Below are 24,083 nucleotides of genomic sequence, written 5' to 3'. Positions count from 1 at the left end.
AGGCCGCAGCCAGCCCTACAGCAGCCAAGGAACGGGCGAGATCCTGAGTCTGGCCCGCCTGTTTCCCGGAGCCATCTTTTCTTGAGGGAGTGGGGAACGCTTTGAGGTGAGCCAACGTCTGACTGCTACGGTTCAACACTTGCTTGACTTTTGGGATCTGAGTTCTACTTTCTCTTCCCTCATAGGAGGTTGTTGGTTATGTCTCCCATGAACAAACTCACCCGACGGGCCTTTGCGGCGGCGGCTGCCCTGACGGCTGCTGCTCTTGCCACCACTCTGCTGCCCAGCACGGCTCAGCAGGCCACTCAGGGGCCGGTCAAAATTGGGGCTTTAATGTCTCTTACCGGGGATCTGCAGGCCTTCGGGGAAAACTGCCTCAAAGGGATCAAGCTGGCGATTGACCAAATCAACGCCGCCGGTGGCATTTTGGGATCCCCTGCCCAAGTGGTCGAAGCGGATGACCAGACGTCGGCTCAGCCGGCTATCGACGCAGCTCAGCGGTTGGTCACCGTGGAGAAGGTGGCCGGCATCATCGGCGCCTTGGGCAGTGGCATCACCATTCCGGTGGCCACGACGGTTTCTGTTCCCAATCGGATCCCGCAAATTTCCCCCGCTTCCACCGCTCCTACCATTACCACCCTGGAGGACAACGATTTTCTGTTTCGCACAGTTCCTTCCGATGCCTATCAAGGGGTAGCCCTGGCCCAGATCACCCGTGAAGAGAAGCTGGAGCGCCTGGCCATTATTTACATTAACAACGACTACGGCCAGGGCCTTGCCGACAGCTTTAAGACTGCTTTTGAAAAGCGGGGCGGCACCATCACCAAGTCGGTTCCCTACGAGCCCGGCAAGGCTTCCTACCGCAGTGAGCTGACCCAACTGAAGGAAGGGGATCCCCAGGCGTTGGTGCTGATTGGCTACCCCGAAAACGGTGTGGTCATTTTGCGGCAAGCTTTGGAAGAGGGGCTGTTTGACCGCTTTGTCTTCACCGATGGCATGCGCTCTCCCGATGTGGCAGCCCAGGTGGGAGCCGAAAAGCTAGAGGGATCCATCGGCGTTTCGCCCCAGGCCCTCACCGATAGCAAGGCTTACCAAATCTTTGCCGAAGCCTACAAAGCTGCCTACGGGGAGCTGCCCCCCACCCCCTACATCGACACCGCCTACGATGCCGCTTTTGTCCTGTCTCTGGCCATTCAGAAAGCCGGCAGCACCGACGGCACCGCTGTTCGAGATGCCTTGCGGGAAGTGGCCAATCCGCCTGGCACCGAGATCCTGCCCGGAGAGTGGGCCAAGGCGGTGGAGCTGATCGGCAAAGGGGAAGACATCTTCTACACCGGCGCCTCTGGATCCATCAACTTCGATGAGAATGGGGAAGTTGCCGGCACCTTTGCCCACTGGACTTTCCAGGGGGGGAATGTGGTCGATCTGAAGGTGTTTGAGCCGGAGAGCTGATTTTCCCCTACGGCTCCTGAGCGGGGGCCGGTTTCTCCTTCCGAGCTCAATTGAGACGATATAAGTAAGACGGGCCTGCACAGAGTACTCTCTGCAGGCCTTTTTGTGGGTTTGGGCCGCGCGGCTGTACGTCCCCAGCAGGGATCCCTCCCCATCACGTAGCTTTTTTTGCGGCAACTCAGCGGAGGGCAAAGCAGGCTAAAGTGTCGGCATCCTGGCGTCTTGTGGAGAATCCTCGATGTTGTCCACCCAACTCCTCCTCCCCGGAGTGGCAGCTCTGCTCGGCTTCGGGTTTGCTCCAGCCGTCCTGGCTCAGACTTCCCACACCCAGCAGATGGCGATCCTGAACGGCAACGCCACCACCCTGCAAAGCAACGTCCTGCAAAACACCGTCCTGATCCTGCCCAACGTTCCCCCACAACAGTACGCCGACAGTTGGGGCTGGAGGAGCAGCCGCTCTTTGCCTCCCACTCCTGCTCCCATCACCGTCGTCATCCTCAACTTCCAAGTCAACCTAGCTGCCGAGGAAGTCGAGCCGAGGTCTTGCGGCCAGCGCTGTAGGGGATCCCTGCGCCTGCCTTGAGCGGGGGAGGCTGCTTTTTGCACTCCAGACTGCCCAAGTCCGCAATCCGGTTCGCGGCCACGCTCGGATCTGGGTGGATGGGGATTGATATAATCCAGGGCAATTGTCCGCTGCTGGGCGGCAGAGGGTTTTAACGCAAGCTTGGCCCGGCTCTGCAATCTTGCTTTTTGGTGTGCGAGGGATCCCCATGAATCGTTCCAGGCAACTTCGCCCTTGGCTAACTTCAGCGCTCACCCGCGGGATGGTGCTCAGCACCGCTTTTGCCCTCGCTGGAGCGTTGCGTAGCGATCTGCTGATGGGATCCCCGGCTTGGGCGCAATCGGTTCCTCAGCCCGGCACCCTCGACCTGCGCACCGGTGGCGACACCCCCGCCCAGCCCTCCCCCACCCCACCCCCCACTGCCGGCGAGCCAGAAGTGTTGGTAGCGGAGGTAGTGGTTGAGGGCACTGAAGATCCGGAGCTGATCAACCGGGTTTACAGCGTCATCCGCACCCGCGCCGGCGAGGTTTCCACCCGATCCCAGTTGCGGGAAGACATCAATGCCGTGTTTGCCACCGGATTGTTTGCCGATGTGCGGGCAGTGCCTTCCGATACGCCTTTGGGGGTGCGGGTCACCTTTGAGGTCAAGCCCAACCCAATCCTGAAAGCCGTGCGCACGGAAGGGGCGAAAGTTCTGGATCCGGAAGTGCTGCGGGCCGCCTTTGCCGACCAGGAAGGGCGGGTGCTCAACTTCGGCGAGCTGCAACTGGCTGTGGCCGAGATCGAGCAGTGGTACGCCAATAAGGGTTACGTGCTGGCCAAAGTGACGGATGTGCGCTCCTCTGAAGACGGCACCATCACCCTGGAAATCGCCGAAGGGGTGATCGAGGACATTCGCGTTCAGGGCAACACCAAAACCCGCGACTTCATCATCACCCGCGAGCTGAAGTCCAAGCCGGGGGATGTGTTTAACCGCAACCAAATCCAGGAAGACCTGCAGGCGGTTTTTAATCTCAACCTGTTTCAAGATGTGAATGTGGGGCTCAACCCCGGCCAGGATCCCGACAAGGTGGTGGTGGTGGTGAACGTGGAAGAACGTCGCACCGGTACCTTGGGCGGCACCATCGGCGTTAGCTCCGCCACAGGGGTCTTTGCCGGCCTCAACGTCTCCGAACAAAACTTGGGCGGCAACAACCAAAGTGCCAGCTTCAACGTGCAGGTGGGCACCAACGAAACCCTCTTCGACTTAAACTTCACCGACCCGCGGATTGCCACGCTGGACATTCCCACCTCCTACAACGTCAACATCTCCAACCAGCAGAGCTCCAGCTTTGTCTTTAATGAGGGATTCACCCTGCCCAATGGGGATCCCGTGCGCATCAACCGTCTTGGTGGCGGGGTGACTTTCTCTCGCCCGATTGGGGGCAATTGGCGGGCCAGCTTGGGCACCCGCATCCAATTTGTAGAAGCTCGCGACAGCAACGGGGAGCAGCAGCGCTTCGATGTGCTGGGCAACCCGATTACCTTCAGCGAGAGCGGCCAAGACAGCTACACCACCCTGCGCCTCGGCCTCATCAACGATACCCGCGACAACCCCAACAGCCCCAGCCAGGGCTCGGTCTTTCGCATCTCCACAGAACAGTCGGTACGTCTGTTTCAAAATGGCTTGAATGCCAACCGCCTCGAGGCCGGCTACAGCCAGTTCATTCCCGTCAACCTGTTTGAAACCCGCAGCGAGCGACCGCAGGTATTGGCCTTTGATGTGCGAGCAGGCACGACCATCGGCGACTTGGCTCCCTACGATGCTTTTGCCATTGGTGGCGGCAACTCGGTGCGGGGCTTTTTCGAGGGGGGTATCGGTTCCGGTCGCAGCTTTGCCACCGCAACCGCCGAATTGCGCTTTCCCATTTTCGACCCGGTGGGGGCAGTGGTCTTTGCCGACTACGGCACCGATTTGGGCAGTGGAGCTGCGGTGGCCGGCAATCCTGCCCTGGTGCGCAACAAGCCGGGCAGTGGTTTGGGGCTGGGGGTCGGCATTCGCATCCAATCTCCCTTGGGGCCGCTGCGCATCGACTACGCGGTTGGGCAAGGCGGAGCCGGCCAAGGTCAACTGCACTTCGGCATTGGCGAGAAGTTCTGACTTGGCCGTGGATCGGCTGCCGGCTTGCTATGGTGGGAGCAGGTGCTCGTCAGTGGAAGCAACCCATGAAACAGCAACTTGGCCAATCGTTCCGCGGCGGATCCCTGGCGCTCCTGCTGGGCCTCAGCTTAGCCCTGGCAGGGTGTGGGCAACTGGCGCGGCTGGGCATCGGCACAACCCCCATCGCCCAGATCGAACAAAACCCCTCCCGCTACACCGATGTGTATATCCGCGGTCGCGTGGTCAACCAGATAGGAGTGTTCGGCCAGGGTGTGTATGAGCTCCAAGACAACAGCGGTTCCCTTTGGGTCATCACCGACAAGGGGCTGCCGGCCATGAACAGCACAGTGACCGTGCGCGGTAAAGCCCAAGAGGGGATTGTGGTGGGAGGACGCAGCTTCGGGGTCTCGTTGGTGGAAGCAGAGCGCTTCTAGCCTGCCCCCAAAGCCAACATGGAAACGCGGCCTGCCAAGGTTTTGGCAATCTGCTTCAAGGCCCGGGCTGAAGCCGACTCAGGTTGGCCGATGACAATAGGCGTACCCATATCTCCCCCTTGGCGCAGGGCGATTTCCAGCGGGATCCGCCCCAGCAAAGGGATCCCCAGCTCGCGGGCCGTGGTCTCTCCCCCTTCTGAGCCGAAAATATCGTACTGGCGATCCGGCAGGTCGGGCGGGACGAAGTAGCTCATGTTTTCCACAATGCCCAGGATGGGCACCCCCAACTGCCGAAACATGTTCAAGCCCTTGCGGCTGTCCAGCAGGGCCACCGATTGGGGCGTGGTGACGATCACAGCTCCTGCCAGCGGCACTGCCTGAACCAGGGTCAACTGAGCATCGCCGGTGCCGGGGGGCATATCCACAACCAAGTAGTCCAACTCTCCCCACTGCACCTGATAGAGGAATTGCCGGATCACCCCGTTCAACATCGGCCCCCGCCAGATCACCGGCTGATCCCGCCCCACCAAAAGGCCCATCGACACCATCTTGACGCCGTAATTTTCCAGGGGGAAGATATCCTCGCCGCCGTCCTCCCGTTTTTGCACAACCAGAGACCGATCCTGCAGGCCCAACATCAGCGGCACATTGGGGCCGTAAATGTCGGCATCCAGTAGCCCCACCCGGGCCCCGCTTTGGGCCAGCGCCACCGCCACATTCACCGACACCGAGGTTTTGCCCACGCCCCCTTTGCCGCTGGAAATGGCGATGATGTTGCGCACACCGGGGATGGACTGGCGATCCGGCAGGGAAGGGGAACGGGGGGTTTCCGCCGTTACCGTGACATCAATGGCTTCGATGGGGGTCAACCGGCGGATGGCAGCTTTGCACTCCTCCACAATGAATTCCCGCAAAGGGCAGGCCGGCGTGGTCAGTACCAGGGTAAAGGCCACTCGCCCAGGCTCGACGCGAATATCCCGGATCATGTTCAGTTCCACCAGGCTGCGGCGCAGCTCCGGATCTTGAACAGGGCGCAACGCCTCAAGGATGGCGGCAGCATCAAGGGTGGAGGTTGTCATGGAATCCAAAGGCCCAGTGGGTCAGTCCATATTTCACTCTAGTCGGTTTTTCTGCTGGGTTCTCGTCGGCAGGGAAGGACAGCTCCAAAACTGGCTGCCGCTCTAGCTCTGCCGAAACAAGCTGACTTAGGCTATCGGGGTCGGAAGGCGACACTCTTGAACGGGTGAGTGAAGGAGAACGATCGTGCAAGCACTGGTCATGGGAGTTGGTTTGTGGTTAGGGCTGACGTTCTTGGCGCAGTTGATCCCTCTGCTGGAAAAGAGTGGATCCCGTCGCTTCTCAATCCGGGACGAGCGCGCCCACCGGGCCGTACCAACTCTCTCTTGTGGCTTGCCCTGGGATCCCTCCTGCCGCTACTTTTCTCGGTCACCCCACCTGCCCTGCGCAGTGAACCCTCTGGGCCCCTGCCGTTGTCCCCACTACGCCGCGCTCCCAAAGAACTCCGCCCATCAGCCGTCGGACAATCGGTAGCCTGTGGCCCATTGGGGACATCGGGGAGATGAATTTTGGCGCCAGCTGAAGCGGGTGAGTTGCGGGCCGGCAGGGATCCGCTTGAAGAGTGTGGCCAAAAGCAGACCGGAACGGTGCCCATGAGAGCACTCCCAGTCTGAGGATTCTGTGCTAGCATCTCTGCCGTGAGCACTTGCGCAATTGAATTGCAGGTTTATCGATTCAAAAGGCGTGCGAGCTGCTCGGTGTTGTCAAGAGCTAGGAGGTACATCTGTGAGTATTCAAGACCGGATTGAAGCTACGGCCAAGAATATCGAGGGCAAGATTCAAGAAGCAGTGGGGGAGCTCACAGGGGATGAAAAGCAAAAACTAGAGGGCAAGGCCAAGCAAATGGAGGCTGCAGCTCAGCATGCCAAGGAAGATCTGAAAGATGCGGTGAAAGAGGGTATAGACAACCTTTTGGGTTAATTGGGTTGAGCAGATTGAGTCGCTCAGCGGAGCGAGCCTTCTGATGCAGGCACAACCTTCACTTGTTCACTTTGCGTAAAGAATGCTTTGAAGTTTGAGGATTGGCAACAGAAGCATCCTCTTCTGGGCTAAGGGCTAGAGGTAAAAGCTGGACTTGCAGCAGCCTCTGGCCTTTTTCAGTTTGTGTTCGTGTCTGTTGAGCTGTTTTTAAGGTGGGAGGGCTGCTTTTATGGAAACACTGAACCGGCGAGCGGATATTGTTGAGCCTTCAGAATCCTCTGGGGATCTGGAGTTTCTCTACACTCGCGACATTGAGTTCCGTCAGGAAACAATCTACTTTTTGGTGGTGGATCGTTTTTTTGATGGGGATCCGGAAAATAACGAAGGGCCGAACCCAGAACTTTATGATCCTCAAAGGCAAGACTGGGGCAAATACTGGGGTGGAGATCTACAAGGGGTAATCGACAAGCTGGACTATCTGCAACAGATGGGGATCACAGCCATTTGGCTCACGCCTTTGTTCGAGCAAGTGGAGCGATTGTTTATTGAAAGTGCAGCGATGCACGGCTACTGGACGAAAGACTTTAAGCGCATCAACCCACGCTACATCGCCAAAGGGGAGGATCCCTCGCTCAACAATCCGGCCCCTACCACTTTCGATCGGCTCATTGCGGAGATACACAAGCGCAAAATGAAGCTCGTGCTGGACATTGTTTGCAACCACAGCAGCCCGGATACAGGGGGCGTCAAAGGTCAGTTGTTCGACGATGGGAAGCTCATTGCCGATTTCAACAACGATGTAAACCATTGGTACCACCACTACGGCGAAGTGACGAACTGGGAAGATGAGTGGCAGGTGCAAAATTGCGAGTTGGCCGGACTGGCGACGTTTAACGAAAACAATCCCGACTATCGCAACTACATCAAGTCCGCCATCAAGCAGTGGTTGGATCGAGGGGTGGATGCTCTGCGGGTAGATACTGTCAAGCACATGCCCATCTGGTTTTGGCAGGAGTTCAATGCCGATATCCAAACCCACAAGCCGGATGTTTTTGTTTTTGGAGAGTGGATCTACAGTGGCCCAGATGTGGAAGCTTCGGTGCAGTTTGCCAACCATTCCGGCATGACGATCCTGGATTTTGGCCTGTGCATGGCTATTCGGGCAGCTTTGGGGCAGGGGGCTGCTGAGGGCTTTCGCCTCGTCGATGACGTCATCGCCAAAGATTATCGCTACAACGGGGCTACAGAGCTGATCACCTTCATCGACAACCACGACATGTGCCGCTTCCAAACCCTAAACCCGGATCCGGAAATGCTGGCGGTGGCAATCGCCATTATCATGACCAGCCGTGGGATCCCTTGTATTTACTACGGCACCGAACAATACCTGCACAACGACACCGATGGGGGCAACGATCCCTACAATCGCCCGATGATGGAAAGCTGGGATCCCAACTCTCCACTTTATCGGCAGATTCGCCTGCTATCGGGGTTGCGCCGTCTCAACCCGGCGGTATCTTTGGGCAGCCAGTGGCGCAAATATCTGACAGAGGAGGTTTGGTGCTATACCCGTCGTTATCGGGATAGCCGCTGCTTTGTTGCCCTCAATCGGGGGGAGGCCACCCACCTGGAGCAGGTGGACACCGAATTTCCCGATGGGGAGCACACCTGTATCCTGACTCGCCAGAAGTTTACGGTCAAAGAGGGGAAGATCCACGGTTTGGATTTGCCCACCCGCGGAGTAATCGTCCTTAGCCATGTGGGAGAGCGAGTCAAGGGCCAGGTGATCGTGCGGGCCCAACTGAATGGGGTAAATACCCAACCGGGGGAATGGATTGTGGTCATCGGGGATTGCCCAGAGTTGGGCTATTGGGACATTGCTCGGGGCTACCCGCTGGAATACATCAACGCCAACACCTGGTTTGGGGAGATCCCTTTCAACGAAAGCGCCGGTAAAGCCATTGCCTACAAGTACGTTCTGCTGCGAGAGGGTCGTTCGCCGATCCGAGAAAACCTGGTAGCCCGCCGCTGGTTGCTGGCCGCCGAGGGAACGGTCAAGTGGCGGGATCGGTGGGCCGGTTGAAATGAACTACCCCACCGCATAGGCGGATGGGGTTTCCCCATCCCCTTGACGGCAGGATTTTAGTCTCTTCCTCTGCCCCAGGTGCTTCATAGCCCCACAGGACTTTGAAGTAGAGCTGAAGCATCCAAGACTCACGAGGCTGGTTCCCAACCCCGGTTGCCGATGAGTGGCAACGTTGTACATCACCATCACCGAGCCCCGATCCCTGGGGATTTCAAACCCACAACCAGAGCAGACATGATAGCGGTTGCTCAAGTCCGCCCACTCCTTGTGGACTGCCCCACATTGGGGACAGCGCTGGCTCGGTTTGAGGGTCTGAGTGGGAAGCATGAGGACTAAACCCCCTTTCTGCTCGATTTTGTAGGTAATCATCTGGTTCAATGTACCGAACCCCACCGACAGAATCGACTTGTTTAGCCCTGCCTTGCGCTTCCCACCCTTGCGGGTCATCCCTTTGACATGCAACTTCTCCGTTACGCCGTTCGCCTATGGCGGCGCGGAGCGCTTCGCCATAACGACAAGCTATCTCTGACGTCACTTTGTGTTGCCAGTCTTTGCGCTGACGGGCAACTTTGGCTTTGAGTTGCGCTTCCCGCCGGTGGATTTTCTTCCACCTTCTGGAAGCCTTGACGCCCTTTTTAGGAGCGCGCTTTCTCCGCTTCAACTTGGCAAGCTTGCGTATTTTCGCCTCACTTCTCTGAGTAAAGCGAGGGTTAGTAATCTCCTGAAACTCCGCCCCATCAAACAACGTCAGGGCGGTCTCTGTACCCAAGTCATAGGCAACGATGGACTCATATCGCAAATCCGACTGTGAACCAAACTTAGGTTCAGGTATCGCCACCTCCACCGTCAACGAAGCGAACCACTGCCGCCGGGACGGCTTGTAGACAAGGGTCAGCGTTGTTGACACGCCCCAATGCTTGGCTTGACCACGCATTTTCAGGGTCATGCCCAAGTCATTGAGTGTGACCGTGCCGTGCTTTCCCGTGCTGTTGACCTTCCACCCCGACCGGGCAGGATACGTCCAGCCCGAATACCGGCGAATGGACTTGAATCTTGGCTTCCTACTCAGTCCTTGAAAGAACCGTTGGTAAGCATAATCCACCCGCTTGACGGTAGCTTGCAGGGCTTGGGAGTTCAGTTGGGCAAACTCCCCCCACACCTGCTTGAATTCGGGGAGTAGGTTCTGCTGTTCCAGGTAGGTCACCGTTCGGCGGTGGAGGTGGTACTCGGTTTCCCGATGGGCAATGCAAGCATTGTAAAGATAACAATGCAGGCGACGAGCCTCGAACAAAGCTTTTTCCTGTGCTTTGCTGGGATACAGTCGAAAGGTCTGCCTTCTGGTTGCCATATGCGTTATCCTACCCCCACCTGTCCTAGTTCTGAGTGCTCCACAAATCCAGTGGCGCTATCCATCCCCACTCTATAGAGGGTGGGGAATTCCGGGCGTTTTGTTAAACTTGAGCTTGCTTGAACTTGTCGGGCAAGTTATGGAAATTCGCCCTGCCACCGCCTTGGACGTGCCTGTTCTATTTAATCTCATTTGCGCTTTGGCTGAATATGAGAAGCTGAGCCACTTGGTAACGGGATCCGCCGATCTGTTGCACCACTACTTGTTCGGCCCAGAAGCCTTTGCCTCGGCATTGCTGGCAGAAGTGGAGGGGCGAGCGGTGGGCTTTGCTCTCTATTTCCGCAATTTTTCCACCTTCCTGACCCGACCGGGGATTTACCTTGAGGATCTGTTCGTGTTGCCGGAGTTTCGCGGCAGAGGCATTGGCAAAGCGCTCTTGGCACGGGTGGCTCAGGAGGCGGTGGCCAAAGGATATGGGCGGCTGGAGTGGATGGTTTTGGATTGGAACCAGCCGGCGATTGAGTTCTATCGACGCATGGGTGCCAAGCAACATCCCGAATGGATTCTCAACCGCGTGGTGGGTGCTGATTTGGAAGCTTTGGCTCGGCTGGCTGAGGATCCCCATCGAGCTTGAGTGTGCCTTCTGTGGGGTAGTCGGCGCGGAAATTTTCTCAGAGCGGGAGAGGGAAGTGAAAACCCGCCGGCTGTCTCACCGCAATTGGGAATGGCCGACGACCAGCCGGAAATCTGGGGGCCGAGACCTCTTGTATACTTTTCTTGCGGCTGAGCTGAGCTCGAGGCCAAGCATGATCCCACCGCAAACCGCTATTCCCCAGGGAGCTGAGATCCTCTGCATTGGCACGGAATTGCTCTTGGGAGAGATCACCAATACCAACGCCCAGTACTTGGCAGCCGAGCTGGCGCAACTGGGGATCCCGCATTATTACCAGACGGTGGTGGGGGACAACGAGACCCGCATTCACCACGCGCTGGAGGTGGCCTGTGGTCGTTCTAGCTTGATATTGATCACCGGGGGCTTGGGGCCGACACCGGACGATCTTACCCATGAGGCGCTGGCTTCCTTTTTTGGGGCGGAGATGGTGGAGCACCCCCAAGTGTGGGAAGAGATCCTGCAAAAGTATGGGCAGCGGGGCATTGTGCCTTCGCCGAGCAATCGCAAGCAGGCTTTTCTGCCCCGAGGAGCGACGGTGTTGCCCAACCCGCTGGGCAGCGCCTGTGGCCTCATTTGGCGGCCCAGGCCCCACCTGACGATCCTCACTTTTCCCGGGGTGCCGCGAGAGATGCAACACATGTGGCGGGAGACCGCCGTGCCCTATCTGCGCTCCATCGGCTGGGGAAAGGAGGTGTTCTACAGCCGGGTATTGCGCTATTGGGGCATTCCCGAATCGACATTGGCGGAACGGCTGGGATCCCTGCTGGCGGGGGAAAACCCCACGGTGGCCCCCTACGCCAGCCAGGGGGAGGTACGCCTGCGGGTTACCGGACGTGCTCCCAGTCGTGAAGAGGCCCAAGCCTTGATCGCCCCGGTGGTGGAGCAGATTTTACAGATTTCTGGAGAAGACTACTTCGGCAGCGATGACGCCACCTTGGCTGGTGTGGTGGGGGAGCTGTTGCTGCAGCGGGGGCAAACTCTGGCGGTGGCAGAATCCTGCACCGGCGGGCTGCTGGGGCAGTTGGTGACCGGGATCCCGGGCAGCTCCCGCTACTTTGTGGGGGGGATCGTGGCCTACGACAACCGCATCAAGGAACAGCTTTTGGGGGTGAAGCCGGAAACCCTACGGCAGCACGGGGCCGTGAGCGAGGCGGTGGCCGCCCAAATGGCGCTGGGGGCCAAGCAAGTCCTGGGCTCCAACTGGGCCTTGAGCATCACCGGCATTGCCGGGCCAGAGGGAGGCACCGCCACCAAGCCAGTCGGTCTTGTGTATCTGGGTTTGGCGGATCCGCAAGGGAAGGTGGAAGTACACGAGTACCGGTTTGGCAGCCTGCGCGGCAGAGAGGGGGTGCGTTGGTGGAGCGCCCAGACGGCTCTGGATCGCTTGCGGCGGCGCTTGCTCTGCTACCCCCTTTAGGGGGGATCCAGTCTCTCGGGGTTGGATCCCTGAGTAAGCTGGGGGAGCAGATGGATCCAACCGATCTCCAGAAGCAGACCCTACCAGGCAAGGAGCAAGCCGATGATCCCCGATGCCGTCCAGGCGGGCAAGGAAGCCCTGCGGCAGGGCCGCCTTCAAGAGGCCATCCAACTTTTTGAAGGCTACCTGGCCCAATCCCGTCAGCAGGACAAAGCATTAGGGATCCCGGCAGACTCATCTGACGGCGAAGCCCTGGAAGCCCAAATGAACCTGGTGCGGGCCTACCACCAGTTGGGCCAGACGGAGAAGGCACGGTCCCTCTGCCTAGAGCTGCTGCAACACCCCAACCCCCAGGCGCAAGGCTGGGCCAAGAAGATCTTGCTTCGCCTGCCCACTGCAACAGAGTCTCCGGCGGCTCCGTCCGCCAAATCTGTCGAACCGCGTTCTGCTCCCCCAGATCCGGCTCCTGGGGCGGGATCCCTGTCCACCCGTCAACGGGCCGCCCAACTGGGTATGAAGATCCCCCTGCCGGAGCGGGCCGGCCCCCTGCATTGGGCCAAGTGGGGATCCCTGGGGGTGGGCATTGTCTTCCTTTGGTGGCTGAGCTTTGTGTTGGTAGGCAGCCATCTGGATTTTGGCCGGCTGAGTTTTCCGCGGCAGCTTTGGTTTTTGCAGGGGTTGCTGCCCTGGCTGCGCAATGGCCTGCGGTGGTTGGTGGCCGGCAGCCTGGCGGTCAACTTTGGAGTAGGCCTTCTCTTTTTTGCCCCCTGGCTGATGGATCAGCTCCACCAACGGCTGCACAAGTTGCGTTGGGCCAGGCTTGGCGAAATCGAACGCCACAGCCCCGAAACGGCGCGCCTGCTGCAGCGCATCTGTGCCCAAAACCAGCTAAAACAGCCCCGACTGGGGGTGATCCCAGATGCCGGGCCGCTGGCCTTTGTTTACGGCACTTTTTCTGATGGCTGCCGCATTGTGGTCACCCAAGCCCTGTTGCAGCAGCTTTCTGAGGATGAGATTGCCGCCGTCTACGCCCAGGCCCTGGGGCGAATTGTTAATGGAGATATCCTGGTCATGACCCTGCTGGGATCCCCGATTCAACTGGTTTACCTGGCCCTAGAGCAGGTGAGCCAACTGGGAAGCAAACGGCGGGATCTCATCGGGCATGTGGCCCCGCTGCTCTACCTCATCTACACGGTGCTTTCCTACCCGCTGTTTTTCCTCTCGCGCCTGGGCACCTACCATGCCGACCATTTTGCCGTACAGGCAACCGGCAACCCGAACGGGCTGATCGCTGCTCTGCTCAAATCGGCTGCTGGCCTGCAGGAGGCCCACAAAAACGACCGCCGACCTTCCTCGCTGTTGCACTGCACCCGCCTGTTCAGCTTTTTGGACTTCAAAACCATCGCCGCTGCCAGTGCTGCCGCCCGCCTCCAGGATCCCTCCCAAGCCGGCCAAGTCTTTCTTTGGGATCAGTTCAACCCTTGGGCCCGCTGGATGCAGGTCAATTCCAGCCATCCGTTGCCGGGGCACCGCTTCAAGGTCTTGGCGGGATATGGGGAGCGGCTGCGCCTCCTGCCGGAGCTGAGTCTGGGATCCGGGTCCAAATTGGATGTGGCCCGCCTGCAAAGCCGGTTTTGGCTGGATCTGGCCATCTACGCTGCCGAAGTGGTCGGGATCCTCATTGGCTGGCTGGTGGGGCTGATCCTCTACCTGCTGCTGCAAAACCGTCTCGATCCCAAGGTGATCGCGGCAGCAGCGGTGGTGGGCTACGGGGTGGGCTTGTGGGCCAAAGCGGGGTTGATGTACGGGGGATCCCTGCCGGCAAGGCCGACGGATGTGCTCAGCTTGCTGGCGGATCCCGACGCGGATCCCTGCCGCGGACAATGGGTGGAGCTGGAGGGGGAGTTGGTGGGACTAGGCCCCTCCGGCTATCAACTGGGGGCAGAGCTGAAGCTGCAAGATGCCACAGGGCTGATCCCGGTGCGCTTTACTTCCCCTTTGGGGCCGGTGGGCAATGTCTTTTCCGGCCTGAAGCGGATCCGCGCCCTGGTGGGCCGGCGCGTCAAAGTGGTGGGCTGGTTCCGCCGCGGCAATACTGCTTGGGTGGATCTGGCCTACGTCCAGGTGGGATCCAATAAGCTGCACAGCCGACCGCGCCTTTGGCTGGTTGTGTTCGGCTTGGGAGTCATCCTGCTGGGGATTTGGGGGGCGTTCTATTTCCCCAACTTGGCCTCTTACCTGCGGCGGTGGTGAGCCAGGCTCTCTTCCAGTTGGCTGAGAAAACTAGCGGCGAGAGGGCGTTAACTGTGCCTTGCGCAGGCGCACCGACTGGGGCGTGATCTCCACCAGCTCATCCTCGCCGATGTATTCCAAAGCCCGCTCCAGGGTCATCTCCACCGGCGCTTGCAAGTGCACCAGCTCCTCCCCACCCGCAGCCCGGTGGTTGGTCAGTTGCTTGGTCTTGCAGACGTTCAGCTCCAAGTCTTGGGGACGGTTGTGCTCGCCCACGATCATGCCCTTGTAAACGCGGGTACCTGGCGTAATAAAGAATACACCTCGATCTTCCGCATTCTTGAGGGCATAGGTAGTGGCCACCCCTTCTTCAAAAGCAATCAGCACCCCGTTGCGGCGCATTTCCATCTCAGAAGTCAGGGGACGGTATTCCAGAAAGCTGTGGCTCATGATCCCCTCGCCGCGGGTGATGCGGATAAACTCCCCCCGAAAGCCGATCAGCCCTCGCGCCGGAATGACAAACTCCAGCTGAGCCCGACCATCGGATCCCACCATCATGTTCTGCATTTCTCCCCGCCGTTGCCCCAGCCGCTCGATGCAGGCCCCCACCGTCGCTTCCGGCACATCCAGCACCAAACACTCATAGGGCTCATAGGGCTGGCCGTTGACCTCGCGGAAAATTACCTTCGGTTGCCCCACCTGAAACTCATAGCCTTCCCGCCGCATGGTTTCTAGCAGGATGCCCAGGTGCAGCTCGCCTCGCCCCGACACCAAAAAGCGATCCGGCGAGTCGGTTTCTTCCACCCGCAGCGCCACGTTGGTTTCCAGCTCCCGCATCAGGCGCTCCCGCAGTTGCCGCGAAGTTACAAAAGTACCCTCTTGCCCGGCGAAGGGGGAGTCGTTGACGCAGATCATCACCTGCAATGTGGGCTCGTCCACTTTGATGAGCGGCAAAGCCTGGGGATTCTCGGGAGAGGTGAGGGTATGGCCGATGTTGGCCTCGGCAAACCCCGCCACGGCGACAATGTGGCCGGCGGTGGCTTCCGTCAGCTCGATGCGCTGCAGCCCCTGAAAGCCGAACAGCTTGGTTACTTTGCCCTTGGCAATGGATCCATCCTCTTTCACCACTGCCAATGGATCCCCCAGACGGATGGTGCCGTTGTGGATCTTGCCGATCACGATCCGGCCCAGGTATTCCGAATACTCCAGCGTGGTGACCTGCAGTTGCAGCGGCTTGCCGGGATCCCCAATGGGGGGTGGGACGTGCTTGAGGATGGCCTCGAAAAGAGGCTTCATATCCAGGGATCCGCTGTACTTCCCTTCCAGAAAGGCTTTGAGATCGGCTTCTTCCAGGGCAAAGCCACGCAATCCGGAGGCAAATAGGTAGGGGAAGTCGCACTGGTCTTCGTCCGCCCCCAGCTCCAAGAACAAATCCAGCACCTTGTCGACGGCTTTGTAGGGCTCGGCGCGAGGCCGATCAATCTTGTTGACCACCACAATTGGGCGCAGACCCTTCTCCAAAGCCTTGCGCAGCACAAAGCGGGTTTGCGGCATCGGGCCTTCGTTGGCATCCACGATCAACAAGCAGCCCTCCACCATCCCCAGCACCCGCTCCACCTCGCCCCCGAAATCGGCGTGGCCAGGGGTGTCGACGATGTTGATCAAGGTTTCGCCGTAGCGGACGGCTGTGTTTTTGGCCAAGATGGTAATGCCCCGCTCCCGCTCCAGCGTGTTGGAGTCCATCACACAGGTGGGAATGTCTTCCCCCTCCCGAAAGATGCCCGCCTGGCGCAACAGGGCATCCACGAGGGTGGTTTTGCCATGGTCAACATGGGCAATGATGGCGACGTTGCGGATGGGGAGTGACATAGATAATCAGCCAGGGGAACATTGCCCTATAGGCAGGAGAGCCCTAGGGATCTCTTTACAACTTTAGCGCAAAGAAGCGTTACATCGCTAAACAGTTGAGCGCCCTTGACTCTGGGCTTAGCCCCAGCACTCCCAAAGGGTTATCCCGACTGCCTCAATATCCAGAGGGATCCCCTACATATCGGCGCCGCGCAGGTAAAGCACTAGGATGACCGCCGGGCCTGCCAAGACGATCAAGGCCAGCAGAGCCAACTGCACAAAAACTTCGTATTGTCCGAACATAATCCCAGATCCTGTGGCTTACGCTTTGTATCCTAAGGGGTGCCCTCCACCCCAGATGGGAGAGCTGTTACAATTCTTCAAGTCATGCGCTCTTCGCCAAGGGATCCCTAGCGCTCCTGCTGGGCTTGAAACACCACCGGATCCAGGTTGAACAGTTCCTGCAAGATCCGCATGGCTGCCCGCCGCGCCTCGATATCCCGTTTGGCCCGCAGTTGCACCATCGGGTCGTGCAGGATCTTGTTGACGATGCCGCGGGTCAGGGCGTCGATCACCTCCAGATGCTTTTCGGCGAAGTCTTTGCCCAGGCGGGAGAGGGCTTTTTCCATTTCCTGTTCGCGGATAGACTCCACCTTGTGGCGCAGGCTGGAAATGGTGGGCACCGTCTCCAGAGAACGCCACCACTCCATAAATTGATCCACCTCCTCTTCCACTAGGGCCTCGGCAGCCAGAGCCAGCTTTTGCCGTTGGGCGCGGTTTTCTTCCACGATGCGGGAGAGGTGATCCACATTGAACACCTGTACCCCCTTCAGCTTTTCCACGTCGGGATCGATGTTGCGGGGCACAGAGATATCCACCAACAACAGCGGCTGATCCGGCTGCAGCACCCCTGCCAGTTGCTGGTAGTTCAGGATCGGCTGGGTGGCGCCGGTGCTGGTGAAGACCAAGTTGGACTCGGCCACACTGTTCAGCAGCGACTCCCAAGGCAGCACCTGGATCGGCTGCTCAAATTGCTTGGCCAGGGCTTCGGCTCGCTCCAGGGAGCGGTTCACCACCGTGATATCGACTGCCCCTTTGGCCAACAGGTGCTGCACCAACAGACGGGCCATTCTCCCCGCCCCCACCACGGTAACTTTGCCCTGAGAGAGGGATCCCTGCTCTTGCAGGGCCAGCTCCACCGCTGCCGAGCTGATGGACATGGCGCCGGTGCCGATCTCCGTCTCGGTGCGGATGCGCTTGCCGGCGGTGATGGCCGCCTTAAAGAGGCGATTGAGGATGCGATCCATGCCGTTGCAGGCTTGGCCCAGTTGCTGGGCTTTTTTCACTTGCGAGAGGATCTGCCCTTCTCCCAGCACCAAGCTATCTAGCCCGGCAGCCACCCGCATCAGGTGGGTTACCGCATCCTGGTAAAGAAGGGTAAACAGGTGCGGACGCAGTTGGGGCAAGGGGATCCCTTTCAGCTCAGCCAAGAACTGCATCGTCTGCCGGACACCACTCTCCATTTCCGAGGTGACGATGTAGACCTCCAGCCGGTTACAGGTGCTGAGGATCGCAGCCTCCTCAATGTGGGGGTGGGTGCGAAGCTGCTGGATCGTCTCTCCCACCTCCGCCTCCGCGATGCTGAGGCGCTCCCGAATCTCTACGGGAGCTGTGCGATGGCTAAGACCGACAACCGCGATAAACATGCCTCTCCGTCGTCTGTACAGCAACAGCAAAAGTTATTAAAAACAAAAACTCTGAACAAAAGCAAATATTGTTTCAGAGAGAAAGCAAGAGCTGTGACCGATACGAGGGGATCCCTTGAGTCGGTTCCAGCAAGCTTAGGTAACTTTTCTCAGCCTACCTAAACCCTAAAACCAGTATCGAACCGGTTTTGCCGGATTTTGCTGAAGAGTTATTACGTTTTTGCGGGTTGGGTCTTGATAGACTTCGTAACTTTCCCAAAAAGGCAAGGGCGACCTCCAGCAGGGGAAAGCCGCCCCGATCTCCGAGGATGTTGGGTAGGGGATCCCTCAGCGCAGTTGCAGGCCGCGGGGCTGTTGGCCGTCTTTCATGTGGATGGTATCCACAAAGCGCACCGTGCGGGATTGGCTGGAGATCACCAAGGTCTCGGTGCGGGCCCCGCCCCCGAAGAAGCGCACCCCGCGCATCAAGTCGCCATCCGTGATCCCGGTGGCAGCAAAGAGCACTTCCTTGCCACTGGCCAGCTCTTCACACTCCCACACCTTGTCGGGATCCTCGATGCCTTTTTCTTTGAGTTCCCGTCGCGTTTCCTCCACAGGCGGCAGGTAAGTGCCCGCCTGAACTACTTCGGGATCGTAGATCAGCCGACCTTGGAAGTGGGCGCCCAAGCACCGCAGAGCGGCTGCCGAGATCACCCCCTCAGGAGCAGCTCCGATCCCCATCAGAGCATGAATGCCGGTGCCGTTGAAGCCCGCCGAGAGAGCCGCCGAGATGTCGCCATCGGTGATCAGCTTCACCCGTGCCCCCGCCTCTCGAATTTGGCGAATCAGATCGGCGTGGCGCTTGCGATCCATGACCACCACCGTCAGATCGGAGATCTCCCGATCCAGGCTTTCGGCGATGATCTTCAGGTTTTTCTCGGGGGGATAGTCGATGTGCACCTTGCCCTTAGCCTGGGGCGGAGCTGCCAGCTTCTGCATGTAGATGTCCGGGGCATGGAGAAGGCCACCTTTCTCGGAGATGGCCAGCACCGCCATGGAGCCATTTTGGCCTTTGGCCACCAGGTTGGTGCCCTCGCAGGGATCCACAGCGATGTCAATCTCCACCAGCTCTTCCACGCGGCAGAACTGCTCAGCATCCGGGCGGGTACAGATGCCCACCTCTTCGCCGATGTAGAGCATTGGGGCCTCATCGCGGGTTCCTTCCCCAATCACAATTCGACCGCGCATGGGGATCTGGTTTAGTTTTTCCCGCATGGCCTCTACAGCCACCTGATCCGCAGTCTTGTTGTCCCCTTTGCCCATCCAGCGGGCGGCGGCAATGGCAGCCTGCTCCACAACTTCGATGATCTCTAGCCCCAACTTGTTGTCCACGGTGTGCCCCCTTGCTGATCTCAGAATGGTGAAGGCCAACTTAAGGATATCTTCAGACTCTTCCTCTCAGTTTACCAGGGCAGGCTTCTCCTCGAGATCCGATTCTCTCAACCCCAATAAGCTGAGAGAACAAATCTCCCAAAGCCAGTCAGGAAGAGCGATCCCCGTCTTGGTGGCTCGCTATTGTCGCTTGGGGATCAGGGATGGTAGCCTATTTTAAGGGCAATAAGTTTTTCTTAACGCAATTAAAAAAACGCAATGAAAAGATACGCTTTCGTCAACCGTTCCGGACAGGTTCAGGTGATCCGAACGATCCCCGGCCACTGGGAGCGCACCCTCTTCCCCGGCCAGCAGGCGATCTTTGAGGCGGAGCCGGACGACTATCTGGAAGTTTACAGTTGCTGCTGCTCCACCGCCATCCTGGAAGAGCGCCGCCCCTGTCGCCATCTGGTGGATTCTTCCTCGCCTGAGGTTGATCTCTACCTATGGTCATCTTCACACCGGGGAACTCTGGCGGATGCGTTGAACGGTTGACACGCTCCACCGGCTTGCTTCCACGCGGCAGTAGAAGGTGTCTTGGCAAGAGGACTCGGCTTGCCCAAGATAACTAGGTTGGGGATCGCTTCTCCTGAGGCCGATCCCCGAGTTTTTCAGAGGGCGGACGCGGCTCTGGAGAAGGGGCATCGGGGGGACGGGTCAGGCAACTGCCCCGCGCAGCATTGCGAAAGGTATCGATGCGCTCCACGCAATTTTGATGGCCGCAATAGGGGCAATACAGGCGATCCCCAGGTTGGGGCTCCACATCGGCCTGGCTCCACCACCGCCGACAGCGGTCACAACAAAAGTGATAGAGGAACTCCAGCGCCACTCTCATGGGATCCCTTGCAGAGCTGAGCCGATCAGCATGGAAAAATGGGCATTATCCGGATCCCGGCAGTTGGGATCCCTCCCTAGCCCTCGGATTAAGACAAACTCATTATGAGTATGGTATGTTAGGTTTGGTTTACGTTTGCACTTTACCGCAAGGAGCGTGGATTGATGTCTCAGGAAGGATGTCTGCGGGTTGGCCAAGCTGCTCCCGATTTTTCGGCCACCGCCGTCTATGACATGGAATTCAAGACGGTGAAGCTCTCCGACTACCGGGGTAAGAAGTATGTGGTGCTGTTCTTCTACCCCTTGGACTTCACCTTTGTCTGCCCAACGGAGATCACGGCCTTTAGCGACCGCTATGACGACTTTGCCAAGCTGGATACCGAGATCCTGGGCGTCTCGGTGGACAGCGAATACTCTCACTTGGCCTGGATCCAGACCGACCGCAAAGCCGGAGGGGTGGGCGAGCTAAGGTATCCTCTGGTCTCTGACCTGAAAAAGGAGATCAGCGCTGCCTACAATGTTCTGGATCCGGAGGCCGGTGTGGCGCTGCGCGGCCTGTTCATCATCGACAAAGAAGGGATCATCCAGCACGCCACCATTAACAACCTGGCCTTTGGCCGTAGTGTGGATGAAACCTTGCGCACCCTGCAAGCCATCCAATACGTGCAATCTCACCCCGACGAAGTTTGCCCGGCCAACTGGCAGCCCGGCCAGAAAACCATGAATCCCGACCCGGTGAAATCCAAGGAGTTCTTCGCGGCGATTGCCAAGTAGGTTGGCCCCTGGGATCCCTGGCTACATATAGGAGATCCCCAGCGCTTCCGGGCGTAGCTTCAGCTCAAGGTGGGCTGGAGCTTTTTTGTCGAAAACAGGCAAGCAAAAGATCCCCCAACCTTGCTAGGGGATCCTGAAACCCAGTAGGGAGCGAAGCTGTGGGGAGTTCAATCCCAGGGTTTCCCGCCGGTGAACTTGTAGGTAATCGGCTCCTTGTTTTTGCCGATGTTGCGATCCACTTTGCCGATGGGCTCGCGGCCTTCGTTGACCTTCTCGGGAAAGACGCCGTCTTTGGGATGCACCAACACAGGCTCCCCCCCCGCGGGAATGCGGAAGATCTGGTAGTCGTTGATCTTGTAGTCGGATCTCAACTGGGCACCCAGCGCCAAACACTGCTCTTTGCGGGCAAAGGTGAGAAAGTTTTTGCCTTCCACCATCTCAGCAGCGCCGCCGGTGGGCATTTCAAACACCTGCCCCGGCTTGCCCGTCCAGGTGATGACGTATTTTTCTTCGGTTTCGGCTGCGCTCAACAGCCCCCCGGTGGATCCCCCAAATAGAGGCAGCTTTGCTCCCTGACGAGGATCGCCTTCCATCACAGCCATAGTCTACCTTTCTCAACTCGTTGTGGTTTGCGGTGGTTTGCCTTGTCCAAACCGCGGTTTGCGGCGCGAAGCACTTTGAATCTACCACTGACTCGATTTTTGGCCCCAGTTCCGCCTGGGAACTGTAATCTTTCGTAGCAGACTGGCTGGCCCTCAGACAGATCCCTGGGCGCCCTGTAGGCCACCATAGAACAAGCCGGAGACCCACAGCTTTCTGGAAAAGGAATAGCGCCCATGGCTCAGTGGTCACTCCATCCCAGCTCGCAATCCAATGCCAGGGTCATTCTCATCCCCACCGCCTTTGGCCACGACACTCAGGCTCCAATGGCCATTCTCAACGCCGGTTCAGAGCTGTGTGCCTTCGAGCCGAGGTTGGGGATCGATGTGGATAAGCTGGCGGTGGCGCAGTTGCCGGGGCTGGTGGATGAGCCTCCCTACGGCATGTGTGAGGCGGCGGTGACTCAAGCTTGGAGACGACAACAATGGCCGGTGCTGTTGCCTTCGGTCTTGGCTGCCAGTTGGGGGGCCATTCGTGCCCTCTGGAAGCACTACCCAACTCTGAGTGTGGTGCATTGCAGCGCTCATGCCAACCTGATGCCGCCCCCAGAGATGACCCAGCCGGATCAAGATACAAGCTATGGCAGTGCTGCCTGGGTGGAGTTGCTCTATCAGCACATGCTGCCGGTGATCCATGTGGGGTTGCGCAGCGGCAGTGCGCGGGCCTACGCATGGCTGAAAGCCCACCACAGCCCAATATTCTGGGCCCAAGATGGCTGGGATCCCCAGCAGGTGGTGGCCTCTTTGCCGGATCAACCGGTGTTTTTGGTGGTGGACTGCAGTGTGTTGGATCCTTCCTTGGCGCCCGCGGTGCATCACCCAGAGCCAGGGGGGGTGAGTTGGCCGCAACTGTTGCAGACCTGTGAGGCCATCTTTGCTGCTCGTCCTGTGGTTGGCCTTTCGCTGGGAGGGGTGGCGGTGGGATCCGCAACACGGCAAACTGCTCGCGTGGTGGCCCGCCTGCTCAATTGGTTGCTGGCCTGCTATGCCCTCCACTCCCTGAAGGTGACCGCTCAACCGCAACCTGCCCAGACGGTTTAAGCTGCTCAAAGATGAATGCCTGAATATCTGGGAATGGTTGCATGAACCTCTATCGCCGAGTGATCTTCCCGCAACTGTTGGATCTGGCCCTCTCGGGAGAACGGATAGAGCGCTATCGGCGGCAGCTTCTGGCCCATGTGCAGGGATCCGTTCTGGAGATTGGTTTTGGCACCGGCCTCAACCTATCCTGCTACCCAGAGCACATTCGAAAGATCACAGGGGTAGATCCCAATCCCGGCATGGGATCCCTGGCTCGTCGGCGCATTGCATCTTCTCCCATCGCCGTTGATTGGCAGGTGGCGGATGCCCAGGAACTGCCTTTTCCAAGCCAGAGTTTTGATAGCGTGGTCAGCACCTGGACATTGTGCAGCATTCCTAATGTGGCCAAGGCTTTAGGGGAAATCCGGCGGGTGTTGCGAGCAGGGGGAAAGCTGTTTTTTCTCGAACACGGCCTCAGCGAGGATCCCCAGGTGCAAAGATGGCAAAATCGTCTCAACCCCCTCCAAAAAGTGATTGCAGATGGCTGCAACCTCAACCGAGATATGGCCCGGTTGATCCGAGAAGCGGGGTTTCGGTTTGAGCAACTGGAGCGGTTTTATATGCCTGACCAGCCGAGATTCATTGGCTACACCTATCAAGGCATAGCGCTTCCCGCCGCGGAAGGAAACTTCCAGTTCTAGAAGACTTGAGCAGCCACCAATTTTCCAACAGCTCTCTACCTGTTCGCCTTTCTAATCACACAGTCTAATCACACAGTTGCAGACGGGATTGCGGCTGCCGCATGGCCGGGTCGATCTCGTAGGTCAGCTCAAAGTTGATCACCCGCCAGCGCTGAGGGGATCCACCCCTATCCTCTGGGATTTGGGAGCTGAAGCTGACGGGCAAGCCATAGAGGCGAGGTGGGCCAGGACGACGGTGGGATCCCTGCTCCAGATAAGGGGTGAGCAACTGGCGGTAGCGCTCGGCCACGATCACCTGAGTGGCTCGCATTCCTTGCATGCGCAGCCGATCCAACTCTTCATGAATCTCAAAACGGATCCCATCGGCGTGGGTGTGCTGACGAAACCAGCGACCTTCCCAAAAGCGCCAGCGCCGTCCGGATTGCAGGTGTACCAGCTCCTCTTGTTCAGCATCCGCCTCAAATGCACCATGGCGAGGGCAGAGGTAGGTATCGGTCAGGGTGAGGGCCGCAATCGTTTGCCGACAGTGGGGGCACTGAATGCTGGGGCCGAAGATCGGGTAGGAAAAGGCAACAGTCATAGGGAACCCCACAAAACGCGGCTGGATATCTGGGCAAATCTGCAGTTGTCCACATTATAGATGTTGGCTTTTGGGGATCCCCATGACAAAACCGGAGGAGATCTTCTAAATTGGGAGGTAGGGGGGATGCGCTCGAAGTCTGTACTGATTCTGGGCGAGCCTCAAGGAGCTCCGCGATAGCAACGGGGAGTGGGTGGTACCCACTTCTT

The 24,083-nt window shown here is 58.7% G+C and carries 24 protein-coding genes; 14 read left to right on the top strand and 10 right to left on the bottom strand.

Annotated features, from left to right (window positions below):
- Positions 1 to 198 precede the first annotated feature (198 nt).
- From ACVWYZ_RS02475 to ACVWYZ_RS02460, 4 genes are all read left to right on the top strand, one after another.
- Positions 199 to 1,452, top strand: coding sequence for an ABC transporter substrate-binding protein (locus ACVWYZ_RS02475; RefSeq protein ID WP_457465832.1), 1,254 nt, complete (start codon positions 199 to 201; stop codon positions 1,450 to 1,452).
- A gap of 238 nt (positions 1,453 to 1,690) precedes the next feature.
- Positions 1,691 to 2,035 carry a hypothetical protein gene (locus ACVWYZ_RS02470; RefSeq protein ID WP_457465831.1) on the top strand — a complete coding sequence of 115 codons (345 nt, stop codon included), beginning with the start codon at positions 1,691 to 1,693 and terminating at the stop codon, positions 2,033 to 2,035.
- Between the two features lie 187 nt (positions 2,036 to 2,222).
- Complete coding sequence (locus ACVWYZ_RS02465; RefSeq protein WP_457465830.1) at positions 2,223 to 4,154, top strand: BamA/TamA family outer membrane protein; 1,932 nt, start codon at positions 2,223 to 2,225, stop codon at positions 4,152 to 4,154.
- A gap of 65 nt (positions 4,155 to 4,219) precedes the next feature.
- Entirely contained in the window at positions 4,220 to 4,588 is a 369-nt protein-coding gene (locus ACVWYZ_RS02460) for a hypothetical protein (protein WP_414358252.1), read from the top strand.
- Here ACVWYZ_RS02460 and ACVWYZ_RS02455 read toward each other — a convergent pair.
- Positions 4,585 to 5,667, bottom strand: coding sequence for an Mrp/NBP35 family ATP-binding protein (locus ACVWYZ_RS02455; protein ID WP_414358250.1), 1,083 nt, complete (start codon positions 5,665 to 5,667; stop codon positions 4,585 to 4,587). The two genes, ACVWYZ_RS02460 and ACVWYZ_RS02455, sit on opposite strands and share 4 nt — an antisense overlap.
- A gap of 184 nt (positions 5,668 to 5,851) precedes the next feature.
- On the opposite strand from ACVWYZ_RS02455, the gene ACVWYZ_RS02450 reads away from it, so the two are divergent.
- The 3 genes from ACVWYZ_RS02450 to ACVWYZ_RS02440 all read left to right on the top strand — a co-directional run bounded on the left by ACVWYZ_RS02450 (position 5,852) and on the right by ACVWYZ_RS02440 (position 8,669).
- Complete coding sequence (locus tag ACVWYZ_RS02450) at positions 5,852 to 6,139, top strand: DUF6464 family protein (protein WP_414358248.1); 288 nt, start codon at positions 5,852 to 5,854, stop codon at positions 6,137 to 6,139.
- A gap of 252 nt (positions 6,140 to 6,391) precedes the next feature.
- The gene (locus tag ACVWYZ_RS02445; protein WP_414358245.1) at positions 6,392 to 6,586 is read left to right on the top strand and encodes a CsbD family protein; all 195 of its coding nucleotides are present in this window, start codon (positions 6,392 to 6,394) and stop codon (positions 6,584 to 6,586) included.
- Between the two features lie 229 nt (positions 6,587 to 6,815).
- Entirely contained in the window at positions 6,816 to 8,669 is a 1,854-nt protein-coding gene (locus ACVWYZ_RS02440) for an alpha-amylase family glycosyl hydrolase (protein WP_457465826.1), read from the top strand.
- A 6-nt stretch (positions 8,670 to 8,675) separates the two neighbouring features.
- Here ACVWYZ_RS02440 and ACVWYZ_RS02435 read toward each other — a convergent pair whose 3' ends face one another.
- Positions 8,676 to 8,999 carry a zinc ribbon domain-containing protein gene (locus tag ACVWYZ_RS02435; protein ID WP_457465825.1) on the bottom strand — a complete coding sequence of 108 codons (324 nt, stop codon included), beginning with the start codon at positions 8,997 to 8,999 and terminating at the stop codon, positions 8,676 to 8,678.
- Entirely contained in the window at positions 8,884 to 10,020 is a 1,137-nt protein-coding gene (locus ACVWYZ_RS02430) for an RNA-guided endonuclease InsQ/TnpB family protein (RefSeq protein WP_457465823.1), read from the bottom strand. The genes ACVWYZ_RS02435 and ACVWYZ_RS02430 overlap by 116 nt, the downstream gene beginning before the upstream one ends.
- 139 nt (positions 10,021 to 10,159) lie before the next feature.
- Between ACVWYZ_RS02430 and ACVWYZ_RS02425 the strand changes: the two genes are divergently transcribed.
- The 3 genes from ACVWYZ_RS02425 (at position 10,160) to ACVWYZ_RS02415 (ending at position 14,363) form a co-directional block, all read left to right on the top strand.
- Complete coding sequence (locus tag ACVWYZ_RS02425) at positions 10,160 to 10,654, top strand: GNAT family N-acetyltransferase (protein ID WP_414358523.1); 495 nt, start codon at positions 10,160 to 10,162, stop codon at positions 10,652 to 10,654.
- Between the two features lie 172 nt (positions 10,655 to 10,826).
- Complete coding sequence (locus ACVWYZ_RS02420) at positions 10,827 to 12,110, top strand: competence/damage-inducible protein A (RefSeq protein WP_457465820.1); 1,284 nt, start codon at positions 10,827 to 10,829, stop codon at positions 12,108 to 12,110.
- Between the two features lie 102 nt (positions 12,111 to 12,212).
- The gene (locus ACVWYZ_RS02415) at positions 12,213 to 14,363 is read left to right on the top strand and encodes a M48 family metalloprotease (RefSeq protein ID WP_457465818.1); all 2,151 of its coding nucleotides are present in this window, start codon (positions 12,213 to 12,215) and stop codon (positions 14,361 to 14,363) included.
- 30 nt (positions 14,364 to 14,393) lie between these two features.
- Here the strand turns inward: ACVWYZ_RS02415 and typA are convergent, their stop codons facing one another.
- The 4 genes from typA to glpX form a co-directional block, all read right to left on the bottom strand.
- Entirely contained in the window at positions 14,394 to 16,211 is a 1,818-nt protein-coding gene (gene typA, locus ACVWYZ_RS02410; RefSeq protein ID WP_457465816.1) for a translational GTPase TypA, read from the bottom strand.
- Between the two features lie 174 nt (positions 16,212 to 16,385).
- Positions 16,386 to 16,493 carry a photosystem II reaction center protein Ycf12/Psb30 gene (gene psb30, locus ACVWYZ_RS02405; protein ID WP_099812430.1) on the bottom strand — a complete coding sequence of 36 codons (108 nt, stop codon included), beginning with the start codon at positions 16,491 to 16,493 and terminating at the stop codon, positions 16,386 to 16,388.
- 107 nt (positions 16,494 to 16,600) lie between these two features.
- Complete coding sequence (locus ACVWYZ_RS02400; RefSeq protein ID WP_457465813.1) at positions 16,601 to 17,896, bottom strand: glutamyl-tRNA reductase; 1,296 nt, start codon at positions 17,894 to 17,896, stop codon at positions 16,601 to 16,603.
- A 327-nt stretch (positions 17,897 to 18,223) separates the two neighbouring features.
- A complete protein-coding gene (gene glpX / locus ACVWYZ_RS02395; protein WP_457398014.1) occupies positions 18,224 to 19,267 on the bottom strand; it encodes a class II fructose-bisphosphatase in 1,044 nt (347 codons plus the stop codon).
- Between the two features lie 258 nt (positions 19,268 to 19,525).
- Here glpX and ACVWYZ_RS02390 point away from each other — a divergent pair, with 258 nt between their 5' ends.
- Positions 19,526 to 19,801 carry a DUF1830 domain-containing protein gene (locus tag ACVWYZ_RS02390; RefSeq protein ID WP_457465811.1) on the top strand — a complete coding sequence of 92 codons (276 nt, stop codon included), beginning with the start codon at positions 19,526 to 19,528 and terminating at the stop codon, positions 19,799 to 19,801.
- Between the two features lie 73 nt (positions 19,802 to 19,874).
- Here ACVWYZ_RS02390 and ACVWYZ_RS02385 read toward each other — a convergent pair whose 3' ends face one another.
- On the bottom strand, positions 19,875 to 20,141 hold the full coding sequence (locus ACVWYZ_RS02385; protein ID WP_457411688.1) for a hypothetical protein: 267 nt from the start codon (positions 20,139 to 20,141) through the stop codon (positions 19,875 to 19,877).
- A 164-nt stretch (positions 20,142 to 20,305) separates the two neighbouring features.
- Between ACVWYZ_RS02385 and ACVWYZ_RS02380 the strand changes: the two genes are divergently transcribed.
- Positions 20,306 to 20,914 carry a peroxiredoxin gene (locus ACVWYZ_RS02380; RefSeq protein WP_414357471.1) on the top strand — a complete coding sequence of 203 codons (609 nt, stop codon included), beginning with the start codon at positions 20,306 to 20,308 and terminating at the stop codon, positions 20,912 to 20,914.
- A 167-nt stretch (positions 20,915 to 21,081) separates the two neighbouring features.
- Here the strand turns inward: ACVWYZ_RS02380 and ACVWYZ_RS02375 are convergent, their stop codons facing one another.
- Positions 21,082 to 21,507, bottom strand: a complete 426-nt coding sequence (locus ACVWYZ_RS02375) for a photosystem I reaction center subunit II PsaD (RefSeq protein WP_457385725.1) — start codon at positions 21,505 to 21,507, stop codon at positions 21,082 to 21,084.
- A 243-nt stretch (positions 21,508 to 21,750) separates the two neighbouring features.
- Between ACVWYZ_RS02375 and ACVWYZ_RS02370 the strand changes: the two genes are divergently transcribed.
- Together ACVWYZ_RS02370 and ACVWYZ_RS02365 are read left to right on the top strand one after the other, a co-directional pair.
- Positions 21,751 to 22,614 (top strand): arginase family protein, encoded by an 864-nt coding sequence (locus ACVWYZ_RS02370; RefSeq protein ID WP_414373853.1) that lies wholly within the window; start codon positions 21,751 to 21,753, stop codon positions 22,612 to 22,614.
- Positions 22,615 to 22,655: 41 nt separating this feature from the next.
- Positions 22,656 to 23,294, top strand: coding sequence for a class I SAM-dependent methyltransferase (locus ACVWYZ_RS02365; RefSeq protein WP_414417711.1), 639 nt, complete (start codon positions 22,656 to 22,658; stop codon positions 23,292 to 23,294).
- A gap of 64 nt (positions 23,295 to 23,358) precedes the next feature.
- Here the strand turns inward: ACVWYZ_RS02365 and ACVWYZ_RS02360 are convergent, their stop codons facing one another.
- Entirely contained in the window at positions 23,359 to 23,874 is a 516-nt protein-coding gene (locus tag ACVWYZ_RS02360) for a TIGR02652 family protein (RefSeq protein ID WP_011433824.1), read from the bottom strand.
- Between the last annotated feature and the right edge of the window lie 209 nt (positions 23,875 to 24,083).

The organism is Thermostichus sp. MS-CIW-37 (genome assembly GCF_054060065.1).
The sequence above is the reverse complement of the archived record's forward strand: the minus strand, read 5'-3'. Positions and strand labels throughout refer to the sequence as shown.